Origin of the sequence: Gelidibacter sp., from assembly GCF_035577925.1 — a bacterium.
In the GTDB taxonomy this organism is placed as follows: domain Bacteria; phylum Bacteroidota; class Bacteroidia; order Flavobacteriales; family Flavobacteriaceae; genus Gelidibacter.
Genome location: NZ_DATJCY010000071.1, coordinates 1 through 16,832 on the forward strand (window position 1 = coordinate 1; position 16,832 = coordinate 16,832).

The 16,832-nt window shown below is 35.5% G+C and carries 12 protein-coding genes; 6 read left to right on the forward strand and 6 right to left on the reverse strand.

Features of this window, described 5'->3' with window-relative positions; genetic code table 11:
* A partial coding sequence (gene msrB / locus VNJ50_RS02150; protein WP_325578608.1) for a peptide-methionine (R)-S-oxide reductase MsrB occupies positions 1-452 on the reverse strand: 452 nt, incomplete at its 3' end.
* 389 nt (positions 453-841) lie between these two features.
* On the opposite strand from msrB, the gene glgB reads away from it, so the two are divergent.
* The 4 genes from glgB (at position 842) to VNJ50_RS02170 (ending at position 7,977) form a co-directional block, all read left to right on the forward strand.
* A complete protein-coding gene (glgB, locus tag VNJ50_RS02155; RefSeq protein WP_325578610.1) occupies positions 842-2,749 on the forward strand; it encodes a 1,4-alpha-glucan branching protein GlgB in 1,908 nt (635 codons plus the stop codon).
* A 264-nt stretch (positions 2,750-3,013) separates the two neighbouring features.
* Positions 3,014-5,419, forward strand: a complete 2,406-nt coding sequence (locus VNJ50_RS02160; RefSeq protein ID WP_325578612.1) for a glycoside hydrolase family 31 protein — start codon at positions 3,014-3,016, stop codon at positions 5,417-5,419.
* A gap of 104 nt (positions 5,420-5,523) precedes the next feature.
* On the forward strand, positions 5,524-6,342 hold the full coding sequence (locus tag VNJ50_RS02165; protein ID WP_325578614.1) for a M48 family metallopeptidase: 819 nt from the start codon (positions 5,524-5,526) through the stop codon (positions 6,340-6,342).
* Positions 6,343-6,600: 258 nt separating this feature from the next.
* Positions 6,601-7,977: an MFS transporter gene (locus tag VNJ50_RS02170; RefSeq protein WP_325578616.1), complete on the forward strand. Its 1,377-nt coding sequence runs from the start codon at positions 6,601-6,603 to the stop codon at positions 7,975-7,977.
* Between the two features lie 95 nt (positions 7,978-8,072).
* Here VNJ50_RS02170 and VNJ50_RS02175 read toward each other — a convergent pair whose 3' ends face one another.
* The 5 genes from VNJ50_RS02175 to VNJ50_RS02195 all read right to left on the reverse strand — a co-directional run bounded on the left by VNJ50_RS02175 (position 8,073) and on the right by VNJ50_RS02195 (position 12,780).
* Positions 8,073-9,650 (reverse strand): hypothetical protein, encoded by a 1,578-nt coding sequence (locus tag VNJ50_RS02175; RefSeq protein ID WP_325578618.1) that lies wholly within the window; start codon positions 9,648-9,650, stop codon positions 8,073-8,075.
* Between the two features lie 158 nt (positions 9,651-9,808).
* On the reverse strand, positions 9,809-10,522 hold the full coding sequence (locus VNJ50_RS02180) for a head GIN domain-containing protein (protein WP_325578620.1): 714 nt from the start codon (positions 10,520-10,522) through the stop codon (positions 9,809-9,811).
* 26 nt (positions 10,523-10,548) lie between these two features.
* Positions 10,549-11,631 carry a hypothetical protein gene (locus VNJ50_RS02185; protein ID WP_325578622.1) on the reverse strand — a complete coding sequence of 361 codons (1,083 nt, stop codon included), beginning with the start codon at positions 11,629-11,631 and terminating at the stop codon, positions 10,549-10,551.
* Between the two features lie 12 nt (positions 11,632-11,643).
* Positions 11,644-12,207, reverse strand: coding sequence for a hypothetical protein (locus tag VNJ50_RS02190; RefSeq protein ID WP_325578624.1), 564 nt, complete (start codon positions 12,205-12,207; stop codon positions 11,644-11,646).
* Between the two features lie 12 nt (positions 12,208-12,219).
* On the reverse strand, positions 12,220-12,780 hold the full coding sequence (locus VNJ50_RS02195) for an RNA polymerase sigma factor (RefSeq protein WP_325578626.1): 561 nt from the start codon (positions 12,778-12,780) through the stop codon (positions 12,220-12,222).
* A gap of 356 nt (positions 12,781-13,136) precedes the next feature.
* On the opposite strand from VNJ50_RS02195, the gene lon reads away from it, so the two are divergent.
* Both lon and porQ read left to right on the forward strand, forming a co-directional pair.
* Entirely contained in the window at positions 13,137-15,587 is a 2,451-nt protein-coding gene (gene lon / locus VNJ50_RS02200) for an endopeptidase La (RefSeq protein WP_325578628.1), read from the forward strand.
* 133 nt (positions 15,588-15,720) lie between these two features.
* The gene (gene porQ / locus VNJ50_RS02205) at positions 15,721-16,740 is read left to right on the forward strand and encodes a type IX secretion system protein PorQ (protein WP_325578630.1); all 1,020 of its coding nucleotides are present in this window, start codon (positions 15,721-15,723) and stop codon (positions 16,738-16,740) included.
* Positions 16,741-16,832 lie beyond the last annotated feature (92 nt).

The window sequence follows — 16,832 nt, forward strand, 5'->3', positions numbered from 1 at the left end:
TTGATACAATGGCGTTTTCCTGTGGTGGCTTTCGGGCCATCATTAAAAACATGGCCTAAATGTCCTCCGCAAGTTGCACAATGTTCTTCAATTCCCATATAAGCATTTCCGCCTTTTTCAAAAGCTACATTGCCTTCAATAACCCGATCAAAACTAGGCCATCCTGTTCCCGAATCAAATTTGTGCTCACTTTTATACAACGGTGTTTTACAAGCAACACAAACATAGGTTCCAGATTCATAAAGGTTATTTAATTCGCTCGAAAATGCCCGTTCTGTACCTTGTTGCCTTAAAACGTGGTATTGCTGGGCAGTTAATTGAGCCTTCCATTCAGCATCGGTTTTTGTGACTTTAAGGCTAGTTTCTGATTCAGTTCTGGATTCTTTTTTTTGAGCTGAACCGTTACAGCTAAAAGCAAGACAGAACAATAGAAGTAATGGTAGTGTTTTCATAACTCGATATTTATAGATTTAATCTCTATTGAAAAATTTTTTTTTACTTTTTTTGCTCGAAATGTTTTTTAAAGCGTTAAGATAATTTAATTAGATTTTTTAAAATACTTTTTTTGCTATTTTCTTCGTCCCTGTTTAAAAATTATAGTTTGATTTTTTATAGTTGTTTTGAGATAGAATTGATTTTTTTTAATGCAGGTTTAGTGCGATAAATCAAGTAATTAAAGGTTAAAAGAAGCTGAAAATAGCATAAAAATACAACTAAGAAATATAAACACTTGCAAAGTAAATATTTCGTTAATATTTAAACAGGCCCTTAATCTAATTTTAGTATTTTAGGAATTTATTTACATAACCCCAAACTCTTTTAACGCAATAAACTTTATACTATGGCAAAAGTTACTCCCTGTAGTCGTTTTACTGATTTTGACATCAATTTGTTTCTAGCGGGAAAACATTTTAGGCTTTATGAAAAGTTTGGATCGCATATCATGGATCACGAAGGTGTAAAAGGAACCTACTTTTCGGTTTGGGCACCAAGCGCAAAAAATGTTTCGGTTATTGGAGACTTTAACCATTGGGACGAAACCGTACACGAACTTAACGTAAGGTGGGATAAAAGTGGTGTTTGGGAAGGTTTTATACCTAATGTCGGAAAAGGGAATATTTATAAGTATAAAATTGTCAGCCATCATAATGGCATAAATACAGAAAAAGCAGATCCGTATGCCCGACGTGCCGAACATCCACCAAGTACGGCTTCTATTATTTGGGAAGATCTTTACCAATGGGAAGATAAAAATTGGATGTCCAAACGCAAAAAAAACAATGCTTTGGATGCGCCATATTCGGTTTATGAAGTGCATTTAGGTTCTTGGAAGCGGCATGAAACCGAAAACCGTTTTAAATCATATATTGAATTGGCGGATGATCTTGTGGCTTATGTAAAAAAAATGAAATTTACTCATGTGGAGTTTATGCCTATCATGGAATATCCGTATGACCCAAGTTGGGGTTATCAAATTACAAGCTATTTTGCACCAACTTCACGTTTTGGCTATCCCGAAGAATTTAAATTTCTGGTGGATGCACTCCATAAAAATGATATTGGCGTAATATTGGATTGGGTGCCATCGCATTTTCCTGAAGATGCCCACGGATTGGGTTATTTTGATGGATCTTGTTTATACGAGCATCCCGATAGACGAAAAGGCTATCACCACGATTGGAAGAGTTTGATTTTTAATTACGGCCGCAATGAAGTCAAGTCGTTTTTAATCAGCAATGCACTATTTTGGCTCGATCAATATCATGTTGACGGTTTACGTGTTGACGCTGTTGCTTCCATGTTGTTTTTGGATTATTCCAGAAAAGATGGTGAGTGGGCACCTAATCAGTTTGGTGGAAAGGAAAATTTGGAAGCTGTGGCCTTTTTAAAGGAAATGAATGAAGCGGTGTATTCCAATTATCCAGATGTGCAGACCATTGCCGAAGAATCTACCGCATTTCCGATGGTGTCAAGGCCTACATTTTTGGGTGGACTTGGTTTTGGAATGAAATGGATGATGGGATGGATGCACGATACGCTCGAATATTTTAACAAACCGCCCATTTATAGACAATACCATCAAAATGATTTGACATTTTCAATGACTTATGCATTTTCTGAAAATTTTATGTTGCCATTTAGCCACGATGAAGTGGTTTACGGAAAGCACTCTATTCTAGGAAGAATGCCCGGAGATGAATGGCAGCGCTTTGCCAATTTACGAGTGCTGTACAGTTATATGTTTACACATCCCGGCAGCAAATTGCTATTTATGGGCTGTGAGTTTGGGCAAACAAACGAATGGAATTTTAGTCAAAGTTTAGATTGGCAATTGCTGGAGTCGAAATACCATCTGAGCATTCAGAATTTAATCATTGATTTAAATGGTTTATATCAAAATGAGCCAGCGCTCTATGAGAACCAGTTTTCGGACAAAGGTTTTGAGTGGATTGCAAATGATGATCATAAAAACTCGGTTCTGGTTTATTTAAGAAAAGGAAATGATCCCAAAAACATGCTCATTGTGGCATGTAATATGACACCCACACCAATGACAAACTATGGCATTGGTGTTCCGAATAAAGGAGAGCTTAAAGAGATTTTTAATAGTGATGCTTTAGCCTATCACGGTACGGGCGATTTTAAAAACCGAATCATCACTTCCAAAAAGAAACCGTTACATAATCGCGAATATTCCGTACAAATTGTTATTCCGCCATTAGGATTGGTGGTTTTTAAATATGTTTAAACACTTTCATCACACGGAACTAAAACTGCTAATTCTCTTAAAATATATTCTGAATTTGAATTAGAAAGGATAATTTATCAGCCAAAACTCAGGTTGAAACCAAAATGGAGTCTATCTGAGATTCTTATAAGATTGGAAGTAAAAAACAAGTGCCAAAAGAAGTTATCACTTTATGATAAAAAAATTAGAGTCCGTTGTCATTACAATTGCTTAAGTTTTTATGTAGAAATTGATGTGTTTTTTGTTAGAATTAATACCTAAATTATGATTATAAATACCGAATTAGAAAACAAGGGAAATCTTTTTCCTTCAGAAATAATAGGCTACAAAAAAGATGTGTCCACACTATATTTTACAACTTCAAATGATGTTGTTCTTGAATTGACTGTTTTGCGAGACAGTGTATTGCGTTTTAGATATACAACGACCGGAACTTTTGAAAAGGATTTTTCTTATGCGATTACTAAATATGCCAGTAAAGGTTATAATCATTTGGACATCCAGGAAACGGCAGAATCTTATAAAATCACGACTTCAAAACTGATTTGCCATATAAGAAAAAGCGATTTAAAAGTACAGATTTTTGATGCTAAGGATTACAAACTTATCAATCAGGATGAGCTTGGTTTTCATTGGGAAGAAAGTTATGAGTATGGCGGCAATGTTGTGAAAATGAGTAAGCTATCTCATGATGGTGAAAGTTATTATGGTCTTGGCGATAAACCTGTAGAAATCAATTTAAGAGGAAAGCGTTTTGAGAATTGGGTGACAGATAGTTATGCCTTCGGAAAAGGAACTGACCCTATTTATAAAGCTATTCCTTTCTATACCGGTTTGTACGATAAAAAAGCTTACGGAATTTTCTTTGATAATAGTTTTAGGTCTTTTTTCGATTTTTCTCAAGAACGACGTAACGTTACCAGTTTTTGGGCGCAAGGCGGTGAAATGAATTACTATTTCATTTATGGTCCAAAAATGGAAGATGTCGTTACAAATTATACCGATTTAACAGGAAAACCTCACCAATTACCACCATTATGGGCTTTAGGCTTTCATCAATGTAAATGGAGTTATTATCCAGAATCTACTGTAAAAGAAATCACATCAAAGTTTAGGGAATTAAAAATTCCTTGTGACGCCATTTATTTGGATATCGATTATATGGATGGGTTTAGATGTTTTACTTGGGATAAAAATAAATTTCCAGACCCAAAACGCATGGTCAGTGAATTATTAGACGACGGATTTAAAACCGTTGTGATCATAGATCCTGGAATTAAGATAGATAAAGATTATTCTGTATTTGCTGAAGCCGTTGAAAACGATTATTTCTGTAAACGTGCCGATGGTCCGTATATGAAAGGTAAAGTTTGGCCGGGAGAATGTTATTTCCCTGATTTTACAAATAAAAAAGTCCGTGATTGGTGGTCTGATTTATTTAGGGAATTGGTTGAAGATATCGGCGTAAAAGGTGTTTGGAATGATATGAACGAACCTGCCGTGATGGAAGTGCCCAATAAAACATTTCCTGATGATGTACGCCATGAATATGAGGGTAACCGTTGTAGCCACAGAAAAGCACATAACGTTTATGGAATGCAAATGGCAAGGGCCACTTATCAAGGCGTTAAAAAATTTGTGTATCCAAAACGTCCGTTTGTAATTACGCGCGCAGCTTATTCGGGTACACAACGCTATTGTTCCACTTGGACGGGAGATAATATAGCTAGTTGGGAACATTTATGGATTGCCAATGTTCAGGCGCAACGTCTGGCCATGTCTGGATTTTCGTTTGCAGGTAGTGATATCGGAGGCTTTGCCGAACAGCCAAGTGGCGAATTGTTTGCACGATGGATTCAATTAGGTGTTTTCCATCCGTTTTGTAGAGTACATTCTTCAGGTGATCATGGCAATCAAGAACCTTGGGCTTTTGATGACGACGTGACGAATATTGTTCGTAAATTCATCGAATTGCGCATGCAGTTATTGCCTTATTTATATACCTCCTTCTGGAAATATGTTAAAGAAGGTACGCCAATGTTAAAATCGTTGGTGCTTTTTGATCAAGATGATGTGCATACCCATTACAGGTCTGATGAATTTATTTATGGCGAGCAGATATTGGTTTGTCCCATATTAGAACCCAATGCTCGTGGCCGTCGTATGTTTGTGCCACGTGGCGAATGGTTTAATTATTGGACCAATCAGTTAATTTCTGGTGGAAAGGAAATGTGGGTAGATGCTGATATTGAAACTATTCCGATGTTTGTGAAAGCCGGAGCCATTATTCCAAAATATCCAATCCAACAATATGTTGGTGAACTAGATATTGATGAGGTTACCTTAGAGGTTTATTTTAAAAACGGAAAAGAAGTATCTACCTTATATGATGATGGCCATGACGGTTATGATTATACAAAAGGACGTTATAGTTTAAGAACCTTTAAACTGACCGGAAAAACCAATGAACTTATTATCCAACAGCATAAAGAGGGAAAATATGATACTGGATATCAGAAGTTTAAAATGAATTTCTATGGTCTTCCATTTGAGGTTGGAGGACTTCAGGTTGATAATGTTGAAATTCCATTGAGTGAAGTCAAAATGAATGGCGATACCACAATGATTATTGAAAAAAGTTTTTCAGAATTGCATATTTTTGGAAAATAAGAGTTGAAAATATGGTCATAAAGCAAAAACTATTTCTTTTGAATTCATCAAATGGAAATGGTTTTTGTAATTTTACATTCTAAATAATTTAATAGATTTAACCTATGAAATACAAGAATTATATAATTACGATGGGCGCATTGTCATTATTTTTGTCATGTGCTACAAATCCATTTACAGGTAAGAAAACTATGGCGTTTGTTCCTAATTCTCAACTTTTCCCTACATCTTTTGCGCAATATGATGAGTTTTTGAACGAACACAAAGTAGTTAAAGGAACTAAAGATGCGGATTTAGTAAATAGAGTAGGTCAAAAAATCGCCGCCGCCGCCGATCGTTGGTTAGATGCCAATGGCTATCAGGGCTATTTAAAAGATTATAAATGGGAGTATAAATTGGTTGACGATAAAACCGTGAACGCTTGGTGTATGCCAGGTGGTAAAATTGTGGTTTATACCGGTATTTTGCCAATTGCAAAAGACGAGGCCGGGCTGGCGGCCATTATGGGGCACGAAGTATCACATGCACTAGCCAATCATGGTCAACAACGTATGAGTGCTGGAATGGTACAGCAATTGGGAGCTGTTGCAGGAAATGTTGTTATTAAAGATCCTGCAACTTTAAGTATTTTTAATCAAGCTTATGGTGTTGGTTCAGAGTTGGGAGGAATGTTGCCATTTAGTCGAAGCCATGAAACAGAAGCTGATGAAATAGGTTTGTATCTAATGGCCATTGCAGGCTACGAGCCGATGGAAGCAGCCAATTTATGGCGACGCATGAGCGCGCAAAGTGGGGGACAAGCACCACCGCAATTTTTGAGCACGCACCCTGCCAATGAAACCCGTATTAAAAACATTGAGGCACACGCCGCACAAGCAAAAGAAGAAGCCCGAAAATTTGGAGTCACTTCATTTAAGAAATAAGCCATCGCTGTTTTAAAATAAATATCTATTTTTAAAAGCTGTTCAAGCCAAAAATCGGAGTGAACAGCTTTTTTATTCCCACTAGTGGATTTTAATACTCTGAAGTTCTTGATTTTAAAAATAGATTTTGAGATTTTTTCTATGACTCGAATTGAATAGAATTAAGAAACTAGCTTTAAAAGCTAAAATATTTTGGCGGTAATAATTCAACATTGAACATATTAAAGAATAATAATAAAAAATAATCAATCTCTAAAAATGGAAGAACTTCAAAAAGGAAGCAAGAAACTACTGAATGCTTGGGCATTTTATGATTGGGCCAACTCGGTATATACCCTCACAATTGCTTCTTCAATTTTCCCTATTTTTTATTCGGCATTATTCCTTTCTGAAATTAAAAACGTAGATGCTTTTGGTTTTGAATTTAAAAGCACGGCACTTATTACGTTTGTTACGGCTTTTACATTTTTGATCGTAGCTATTACCTCTCCAATTTTGTCAGGTATTGCCGATTATGTTGGCAACAAGAAGAGTTTTATGAAATTTTTCTGTTATATGGGTGGTCTTGGATGTATTGGATTGTACTGGTTCAGTTTAGAATATATTCATTTGAGTTTGCTGTTTTATTTTATGGGATTGCTCGGTTATTGGGGCAGTTTGGTGTTTTATAATTCTTATCTCCCCGATATCGCATTCCCCGAACAACAAGATGCCATTAGCGCCAAAGGTTTTTCTATGGGTTATATTGGGAGCGTACTTTTATTGCTTTTTAATTTGGCGATGGTCATGATGCCTGAATCTTTTGGTTTTGATGTTTCAGTTGCGCCAGATGTTTTAACAACAGGATCGGCCACCGAAATTGAATTGGCCACAGAGGCAGCTAAAAACTCGGCATCTGTTGAAGCCATGCGCGTGTCGTTTATAACCGTTGGATTATGGTGGATTTTATTCAGCCAATATACTTTTTACATCTTGCCAAAAGGCGTTTCCAATGGACAAAAAGTCACTAAATCGATTGTTTTTAATGGCTTTAAAGAATTGAAAAATGTCTGGAAAGGATTGACTTCTAATTTACGGTTAAAGCGTTATCTCGCCGCGTTTTTTGTTTTTAGTATGGCCGTACAGACCATTATGTTGGTGGCTGTTTATTTTGGTGAAGAAGAAATAGCATGGGCCGATAGCAGTCAAAAAACGGTAGGATTAATCATCAGTATTTTGATCATTCAATTAGTAGCAATTGTTGGCGCGATTTTAACGTCAAAAGCATCGGCTAAATTTGGAAACGTTAACACATTGATCGTCCTAAACGCCATATGGATGGGATTGTGTTTTTATGCCTATTTTATGATTACGCCTATGGATTTTTATTTTGCCGCAGGTTGTGTTGGGTTTATTATGGGCGGCATCCAATCGTTGGCGCGCTCAACATATTCAAAATTTTTGCCCGAAACCAAAGACACAACTTCTTATTTTAGTTTTTATGATGTGGCAGAAAAAATAGGAATCGTTATCGGAATGGTCATTTTTGCCACAATAGATCAAATATCCGGTAGTATGCGCAATGCCATATTATTCTTGTTTGTATTCTTTTTAGTGGGGATTGTATTGTTGTTTCGCGTGCCGAAAACGGAATAATCTTATCTAATGTTTTTTGAAGGAAACAATGATAGAGCAGTTTTATCGTTGGTTTTTCAAACACATCTAATTTTTATGTTATATAGTGTTGTTTATTACTTTGTGTTGATAGGTTTAATTATTTGATGATCAATTCGTTTTCCGTTTTTATCAAACGTATATAAATAGATTTCACTTTTTTTATTAATTGGTAATTCGTGTTTTTTTCCAGCTTCTATAATTGTTGAAAAATAAGGGACTTTTTTATGATAATCATACGGGTTGGTAATTTCGTTCCCAAAAAACAACGAGATTTGAACATCAAATTTGTCGTTGTTTTTGTACGTAAATGTTGACAGCTCGTCTGCAAAACTATTTGTTTTGTTATTTAGCAATAAATAATCTATCGATGTTAATCGTTCTGTATCAAAAGAGTTGCTATTAATAATTCCGTAATTGGATTCAATCTGTTTTCGATAAGGATTTAAATGCGTTTGGCTAATGGTAAGCGGATCGATAAGATATGTGTTTTTAAATATTGATGCCATCCATTGCTTGCCATTGCTTGTTGGTTTTTCGAGTATATGGTCAATCCCGGCTAGAACTAAAACTTTGCTTTTAGGATTGATTTTAAAGGTTCTATTATATAAGTTTTCTGCTTGTCCAAGTTCTCTATCTTTATTTTGATCTGTATTTTCATAAGCAACAAATTCATAGCCTAAATGTTTTGCTTTTCTAAGTAGATTACCAAAATTCTGTTCAGCGGTGTAAAAACCTGTTTCTAAAGTTGGGTATGAATGGTCTAAATTTAGCACGTTATCTTGTTCTGGACCTAAAGCTTCTAATGCCAAATAGGTGTATCCGATTTCTTTTAGTTTTACCAATAAATCTGAGATTAATAATCTGTGATTAGGATAAAAATGATTTTCATTAATCATTACAATGCTGTGTTTTTTAGCTTCTTCAATAATGGTGTCAATAGTTTTGGAATCAGAAATTACATGCTGTTTTATTAAGTTAGAAATGGTGTCGTTGAGTTCAAATCTAGATTCAAGTTCGTTTAAATATTTATGATAATATTTGTTGTTTCCTAAAAATGAAGAATAGGTTAATGCCATTTGTAGCTTTAGCCATTTTTCTTGATTATCATAAGTCGGAAATTCACTGATATCATTGAGTATGGTAAAATATTTATTAGAATTTTGATGTTTTAGTACAACATCCATAACTGTACCAGTGTCTATTCTATAGCTTTTGCCAACTTTTAAGCTGTTGAAAATAGTTCTTAAGTCGATTTCTAATGTTTTTTTAGAGTTTTCGACAAGTGGGTTTCCTATAAATTGAATTGTTTTATGGTCGATTACTGTATCAAAAACAACTAGGCTATTTGGATAGTTATGTTTGTCATTCTCAGATACAGTAACAAAATATTCATAGGGGGGATCATCGGTTTTTCCATGGATAAGGACACTATCTTTTATTTTGAAAGTCGAATTCCGGATTAGTTTTTTTAATTCCTTTTTATCAGAAGTATAGGTTATATCTGCCGGCGATTTAAAATAAAGTTGCAATGAGTCATTAACAACATGAATATTAAAGTTTTTGATATAATTGGTTTGATTGAAATGGTCACTTATTTTATAAGAACACGCGCTGAATACTAGCAGTATTAATATTGATAGGAGTTTTTTCATTTTTTTTCTTGTTGGATAACCTTTTTTTAATTAATTAACTCGTTTTCAGAGACCAATTCAAAAAACACTATAATCTAAGACAGTTGTCCAGGATAAAAATACAAAAAAGCCGTTTCAATTAGTTTTGAAACGGCTTTATTTGACTTATTTTCTTTATGCTAATTGCTGATACTTCCTGATCCAGCAACCTTTGTATCCTCAGTTTTTGGGTTGCCTTTATATTTAATATCCCCCGAACCTGTAACTCGCGCTTTTAAGTGGCCATTGCAAAATACCTTGGCATCTCCCGAACCAGATACAGAAACATCCACATTTTTAGCGTTGAGTTCCATGCCCTTAAACTCGCCAGAACCGGTAACGCTTACTTTTAAATTATCGGTTTTTCCTTTTACATCCAATTCGCCCGAACCTGTAACACTAGCTTCAGTGGATGTGGCATTTATCTTTAATTTGGCATCGCCAGAACCGGTTACCGAAACTTTAAAACTCTCGGCTTCTATGACACTTTCATTCCAAAGATCGCCCGATCCTGTAAGTGATGCGGCACTGATCTTTTCAAATGGAACCGTTATTTTAATGGTCTGATTTCTTGAAGTTTGTAGGTTGGTGTTGTTCTCCGTTTTAATGTTCAAATTGCCATTTTTAACTTCGGTGACAATATATTGCAAAAGGTTTTCTTCCCCTTCAATTTTTATCAGACCTTCTTTTCCTGAAATTAAGATATAGTCAAAAGGACCCGCAAAACTGACGGTATTATAATCGGATGTGGTTCTGGTAATAGACGTGATTTTACCGTTTCCTTTAATTCTTTTTTGTGCCTGACAGCTAGTTGCAATGATTAATAATGCAATAAAAACGATTGATTTTTTCATGAGATTTTAATTTGATTGATGATTGATTAATTTTTTTTAAAGGTGACGCTTCCATAATCGGAAGTAATTTTGACCAAGTTCTTGGTATTGGAATTTCCGTAATAACCTTGGTAATAGTGTTGCGTGGATTGGATGTGTTTTTTTGTGAATTCAAAATCTTCAGAACCTCTAAGTGAAGCGTATGATAATTTGCATTCAAGATTAAACTGATAGCTCGCATCGTAACCAATAGTGATGCCCGTGTAATCGGAATCTATCAAAACATTACCGGCATTGGCAGTCATTCGGTCAATTTTAATGGAGCCATAATCGGCAGATATTTGGATGTTTTTATAAACTTCTCCAAATCGTGCAGTGAGATAATCGCCATTACCTTTAACGTTATTGGCTTTCCCGATGGTTATGGAACCATAATCACAAGAATAACTGACATCTTCAGCAATTTCTACTACCGATTTGGTATAATCGGCATTGATTTCCAGATTGTTGGTTTTTGCAACCGTAAATCCACTGTAATCGGCATTTATTTTTCCGCTTTTGATGTATTCAAAATAGCTGTTGTTGGTATAATCAAATGAAATGGAGTTGTTGTCTGCCATTAATTCTTTGGTCGTGATTTTTCCATAATCGCAACTTATTTTTGCGTGGCCTTCCAACCGATCCAAATTGATGCTTCCATAATTGTTGTTTAAATCGACACTATTGGTTATCGGCAATTTTATCAGATAGTTAATTTCCATATTAACATTATTGTTTCTGCCCCAATTCCACCAATTGTTGGATTTGTTTTTATTAAATGTTGTTTTTGCAGAAACCAGACTTGAAGAAGCTCGAAAATCAACACCAATGGTATTCAATTTCTCTTCTACTTTTTCTAAATTATTGCCGTTCGTTTTGATTTTCACCTCTATGCTTACTGTATTTCCCGAATAGGTAATTATATTGATGTTGCCATAACTGTTGTCAATTTTTAAGAGTGCATCCCGATTGACGGAAAATTCTTTTTTAATGACTTTTTCTTTAGTGTGTTTGCCATTCCATCCCGATGTAGCAAAAGATAATTGCGACAAAAAAAGACATATAATAAGTGTTTGTAGTTTGATTTTCATGATCCTAATTGTTTATAGTACGGTTTGATGATGTTGTTGAGTGGTTGGTTTAAGGGTTTTTAAATTTTCAATAGTTTTAAGGACATTTTCCAATAGATCGATGCGACTTTGAAAATTGCTGATCATGGCATAAATAACACGTTTGTCGTTGCCACTTTCTTTTAGATCGATTTTTAGGTTTTCATAATTTTTTTCTAAAAGCTCCATTTGCTTTAACGCATCAGAAATCAGCATCTCGTTATCTGGCGTTTTTTCGTCATTTATTTTTTTCAGTTCTGATGTAATGGCAGTCATGAAAAAATCTTGCGTTTGGGATAGTTCTGGTGAAACGCTTGCCAAATCATTAAGGTTTGTTTTTGGTTGAAGGAGCATAAACAATCCAAAACACAATAGTATTGATGCCGCTATGGCCAAAAACGGTTTTAAAAATAAACGTTTTGGCTTTTTATCTACAATTTGAATTTCCACCGATTGCAGCTTGTCAAAAAAGCGTTGTGCATGACCATCTGCTGGAATTTCAGTATCAAATTGTCCATCAAATTTTTTAAAAAGGGTTTCAATAGGATCTGTTTTCATAATTCATATTTTTTAAAATGCCGCGGAGGTTTCCAGTTTTTGCCTCAGACTTTCCTTGGCTCTCGAAATCATAGTTCGACAATTGGCATAACTGATGTTCATGATTTCTCCAATTTCTTCATAATCATAACCTTCAATCAAAAACAAGGTTAGGCTTATTCGATAATTATCTTTTAAGTTGTTCATGCACTCCAAAATTTGTGCAGCTTTAAGATTATTCCATTCCTCATTTTCTGACATATCAGGCGGATCTTCAACTTTGTAAATGACAGCATCTAAAGGCACATTATCGTTTTTTTTAAGATTTTGATAATGGTTAAGACTGTTATTTATGACAATCCGTTTTAACCAAGAGCCAAAAATTGACGGATCCTTCAGTGTGTCCAGTTTTGTAAATGCCGTCAAAAATGATTCCTGCATGATGTCTTCGGCCTTAAAACTGTCTTTAACAATTCTGAAGCTGATATTGTACATGGCTTTGTAATATCTGTTATAAACCTCCATTTGTGCTTGGTGGTTATTAGATTTACAGTGCTCAAGTAAGTCGTTTATATGATGATTGGTCAGTGTCAAAAAACAATTGCTTTGATAGAAAGATGAAATTAATTAATGTTTGTTACAGTTTTTGAAAAATATTTTTTAAAAAATGAAAAAGAAAGAAAAGAGAAGGCATTAATGAAGGTTGATTTTAGATAATTGCTACATATTTGGTTAAATAAGTTATTGTAGTTATTGGTGTTTTTTCAAGATTTTTAATAAACAGACAAGATAACTACAGACCAATTATGGCATAACTATTGAAAACAATGGGTAGCAATCTCGAATAGTTTCAATATAATTATTTGATAATCAGTAGTAAGATTGAGTTTTTTATAATGTAAAAAATAAATATTATGTCAATTTGATGACATAATGACCTTAAATATAATATGAAAGAATCTAAATTTATAAGTCTTGACAGTTTGTCATTTCAGGAATTTGACGAAAATTCCGAATTAATTCCGTTAATGACACCAGAGGACGAAGAAAAAATAAATAACGAAGAATTGCCGGCTACGCTACCAATATTGCCATTGCGGAACACGGTTTTATTTCCGGGCGTTGTCATCCCGATTACAGCAGGAAGGGATAAATCCATCCGTTTGATCAATGATTCCAATAAAGGAAGTAAAGTCATTGGCGTTGTTTCTCAAAAAGATGGAAGTATTGAAGATCCGGAAGGCAAAGATATTTACACCACAGGTACGGTTGCACGCATACTGCGCGTGCTAAAAATGCCCGATGGCAATACGACAATCATTATTCAAGGAAAAAAACGATTTGAGATTGAGCAAGTCATCACCGAAGAACCTTATATAACTGCCACAGTCAAAGATGTTTCTGAAACTAAGCCAGCAGACGATAATGAGGAGTTTTCGGCCATTATAGAATCAATCAAGGATTTGGCACTCGAAATCATAAAGGAAAGCCCGAATATTCCATCGGAAGCAAGTTTTGCCATTAAAAATATTGAAAGCAATTCGTTTTTGGTGAATTTTGTTTCATCCAATATGAATCTGGCCGTTGAAGAAAAGCAAAAACTGCTTGAAATTAACAGTCTGAAAGAACGTGCTTTGGCAACCCTAAAGTTTATGAATCTCGAACTTCAAAAGTTGGCACTAAGGAACGATATTCAATCTAAGGTTCAAAGTGATATGAACCAGCAACAGCGCGAATACTTCTTGCACCAACAGATAAAAACCATCCAAGAAGAATTGGGAGGTGCTTCATACGATGAAGAAATTGATGAAATGAAGGAGCGTGCCAAAACCAAAAAATGGAACGATGACGTTGATTCGCATTTTCATAAGGAATTGATGAAACTGCAACGTATGAATCCGCAAGTTGCAGAGTATTCCGTGCAGAGAAATTATTTGGATCTTTTCCTTGATTTGCCTTGGAATGAGTTTAGTAAAGATAAATTTGATTTAAAACGAGCGCAACGCATTTTAGATCGTGATCATTATGGACTGGATGATGTTAAACGAAGAATTATCGAGTATTTAGCGGTTTTAAAACTCCGTAACGATATGAAATCCCCGATACTTTGTTTGTATGGGCCTCCTGGTGTTGGGAAAACTTCATTGGGCAAATCGATTGCAGAGGCTTTAGGTCGCGAATATATACGTATCTCCTTGGGCGGATTGCGTGATGAAGCCGAAATCCGTGGTCATAGAAAAACATATATTGGTGCCATGCCCGGTCGTATTCTTCAAAGTTTGAAAAAAGCAGGCACTTCAAATCCGGTATTTGTATTGGATGAAATTGATAAATTATCAAACAGTAATCAAGGCGATCCGTCTTCGGCCATGTTGGAAGTTTTGGATCCCGAGCAAAATGCCGAATTTTATGATAACTTTTTAGAAATGGGCTTTGACCTTTCTAAAGTGATGTTTGTGGCAACGGCAAATAGCTTGAGCACCATTCAACCTGCGCTTTTAGATCGTATGGAAATCATTGACGTTACAGGTTATACCATTGAAGAAAAGGTAGAAATTGCCAAACGTCATTTACTTCCAAAACAACTCAAAGAACACGGCTTGACCGATGATGATCTGAAAATAGCCAAGCCGCAATTGGAAAAAATTGTTGAAGGCTATACAAGGGAATCTGGAGTACGAGGCCTTGAAAAACAATTGGCTAAAATGGTGCGTTATGCTGCCAAAAATATAGCTATGGAAGAGGCTTACAATAAAAAAGTATCTAACGAAGATATTATTGAAGTATTGGGATCGCCACGAATGGAGCGTGATAAATATGAAAATAATAATGTGGCAGGCGTGGTGACCGGACTGGCCTGGACACGCGTCGGAGGCGATATTTTGTTTATCGAATCTATTCTTTCTAAAGGAAAAGGTACGATGACCATAACTGGCAATTTGGGTACGGTTATGAAAGAATCGGCAACGATTGCCATGGAGTTCATCAAATCGAATGCTGATGAATTTGGAATTGATCCAGAAGTGTTTGAAAAATATAATGTACATATCCACGTTCCGGAAGGTGCTACGCCAAAAGACGGACCAAGTGCAGGGGTGACGATGTTGACGTCATTGGTATCTTTGTTTACACAGCGTAAAGTGAAAAACAGTTTAGCCATGACAGGCGAAATTACGTTGCGAGGAAAAGTGTTGCCAGTAGGCGGAATCAAGGAAAAAATATTGGCTGCCAAACGTGCTCGGATCAAAGAAATTTTACTTTGTGAAGATAATAGACGTGACATTGAGGAAATAAAACCTGAATATTTGAAAGGTTTGGAGTTTCATTATGTAACCGATATGAGTGATGTTATTAAAATAGCACTTACGGATCAAAAAGTCAAGAACGCTAAAACCTTATAACCTTAACGCGATTATAAGGAGTATAATTGCAATGATAATTTTAACGGCAACAAATGGTTGCCGTTTTCTTTTGGTTTAAAAATAAAATAAAGATGTCAGCGTTTTAAGGAAGAAATACTACTTTTGCCTATCTATGATTGGGAGAATTACTGTATTATTCTTTATCGTTTCGAACATCTCAGTTTTCGCGCAACTTGGTGGTGAATCCACTTATCAATTTTTAAATTTGGTATCTTCTCCGCGCCAAGCAGCATTAGGTGGCAAGGTTATTACCAATTTTGATTATGATGTGACGGGCGGACTTTACAATCCGGCAACTATAAATCCTGAAATGGACAATCAGTTGGCTTTAAACTATTCAAGTTATTTGGGTGGTATCAGTTATGGTACAGGAGCTTATGCCTATACTTGGGATCGGCATGTGCAAACCTTTCATGTTGGCATGACCTATATCAATTATGGCAGTTTTGATGGCTATGATGTTAATGGTGTTTCTACGGGAACCTTTACCGGTAATGAGGCGGCGTTGTCATTTGGCTATTCTTTAAGGATTCCCTATTCTGATTTTTATGTTGGCGCCAATGGAAAATTGATTACTTCAAAATTGGAAAGTTATAATTCTATTGGCGGCGCTTTTGATGTGGGCGTTATTTATATCAATGAAGATCTTGATTTTCATGCAGCGCTTGTGGTCCGAAATTTAGGTACACAATTTACAACCTATGCCGATCTGAACGAAAAATTACCACTTGAAGTTAATTTGGGATTTTCGCAAACGTTGCAGCATGTGCCATTAAGATGGCATCTTACATTTGATAATTTACAGCAGTGGCCAGTGGCATTTTCTAATCCGTCAAGAGCCACCACCGATTTGGATGGCAATCAAACACAAGAGAAAATAGGTTTTTTAAACGAAGTGATACGTCATACCATTTTGGGGGCAGAGTTTTTTCCCGAAGGCGGATTTAATGTGCGTTTGGGTTATAATTTTAGGCGTGCCGAAGAACTCCGGATTGTGGATCAGCGCAACTTTTCGGGACTTTCTTTTGGGATGGGTATAAAGCTCAACAAAATGCGTTTTAGTTATACCCATGCGCGTTATACAAGTGCATCCAATACTAGTTTTTTTGGACTGCAAATAGATTTAAGATGAATTAAATAATATTTCGTTGTGACGAAAAATAATATGAAAAAGATTACAATTGCCATTGATGGCTTTTCATCCACCGGAAAAAGTACGGTTGC

Excerpts from the sequence above, each read along its gene's own strand:
- glgB (WP_325578610.1), top strand. The coding sequence starts at position 842 with ATGGCAAAAGTTACTCCCTGTAGTCGTTTTACTGATTTTGACATCAAT.
- VNJ50_RS02160 (WP_325578612.1), top strand. The coding sequence starts at position 3,014 with ATGATTATAAATACCGAATTAGAAAACAAGGGAAATCTTTTTCCTTCA.
- VNJ50_RS02165 (WP_325578614.1), top strand. The coding sequence starts at position 5,524 with ATGAAATACAAGAATTATATAATTACGATGGGCGCATTGTCATTATTT.
- VNJ50_RS02170 (WP_325578616.1), top strand. The coding sequence starts at position 6,601 with ATGGAAGAACTTCAAAAAGGAAGCAAGAAACTACTGAATGCTTGGGCA.
- VNJ50_RS02175 (WP_325578618.1), bottom strand. The coding sequence starts at position 9,650 with ATGAAAAAACTCCTATCAATATTAATACTGCTAGTATTCAGCGCGTGT.
- VNJ50_RS02180 (WP_325578620.1), bottom strand. The coding sequence starts at position 10,522 with ATGAAAAAATCAATCGTTTTTATTGCATTATTAATCATTGCAACTAGC.
- VNJ50_RS02185 (WP_325578622.1), bottom strand. The coding sequence starts at position 11,631 with ATGAAAATCAAACTACAAACACTTATTATATGTCTTTTTTTGTCGCAA.
- VNJ50_RS02190 (WP_325578624.1), bottom strand. The coding sequence starts at position 12,207 with ATGAAAACAGATCCTATTGAAACCCTTTTTAAAAAATTTGATGGACAA.
- lon (WP_325578628.1), top strand. The coding sequence starts at position 13,137 with ATGAAAGAATCTAAATTTATAAGTCTTGACAGTTTGTCATTTCAGGAA.
- porQ (WP_325578630.1), top strand. The coding sequence starts at position 15,721 with ATGATTGGGAGAATTACTGTATTATTCTTTATCGTTTCGAACATCTCA.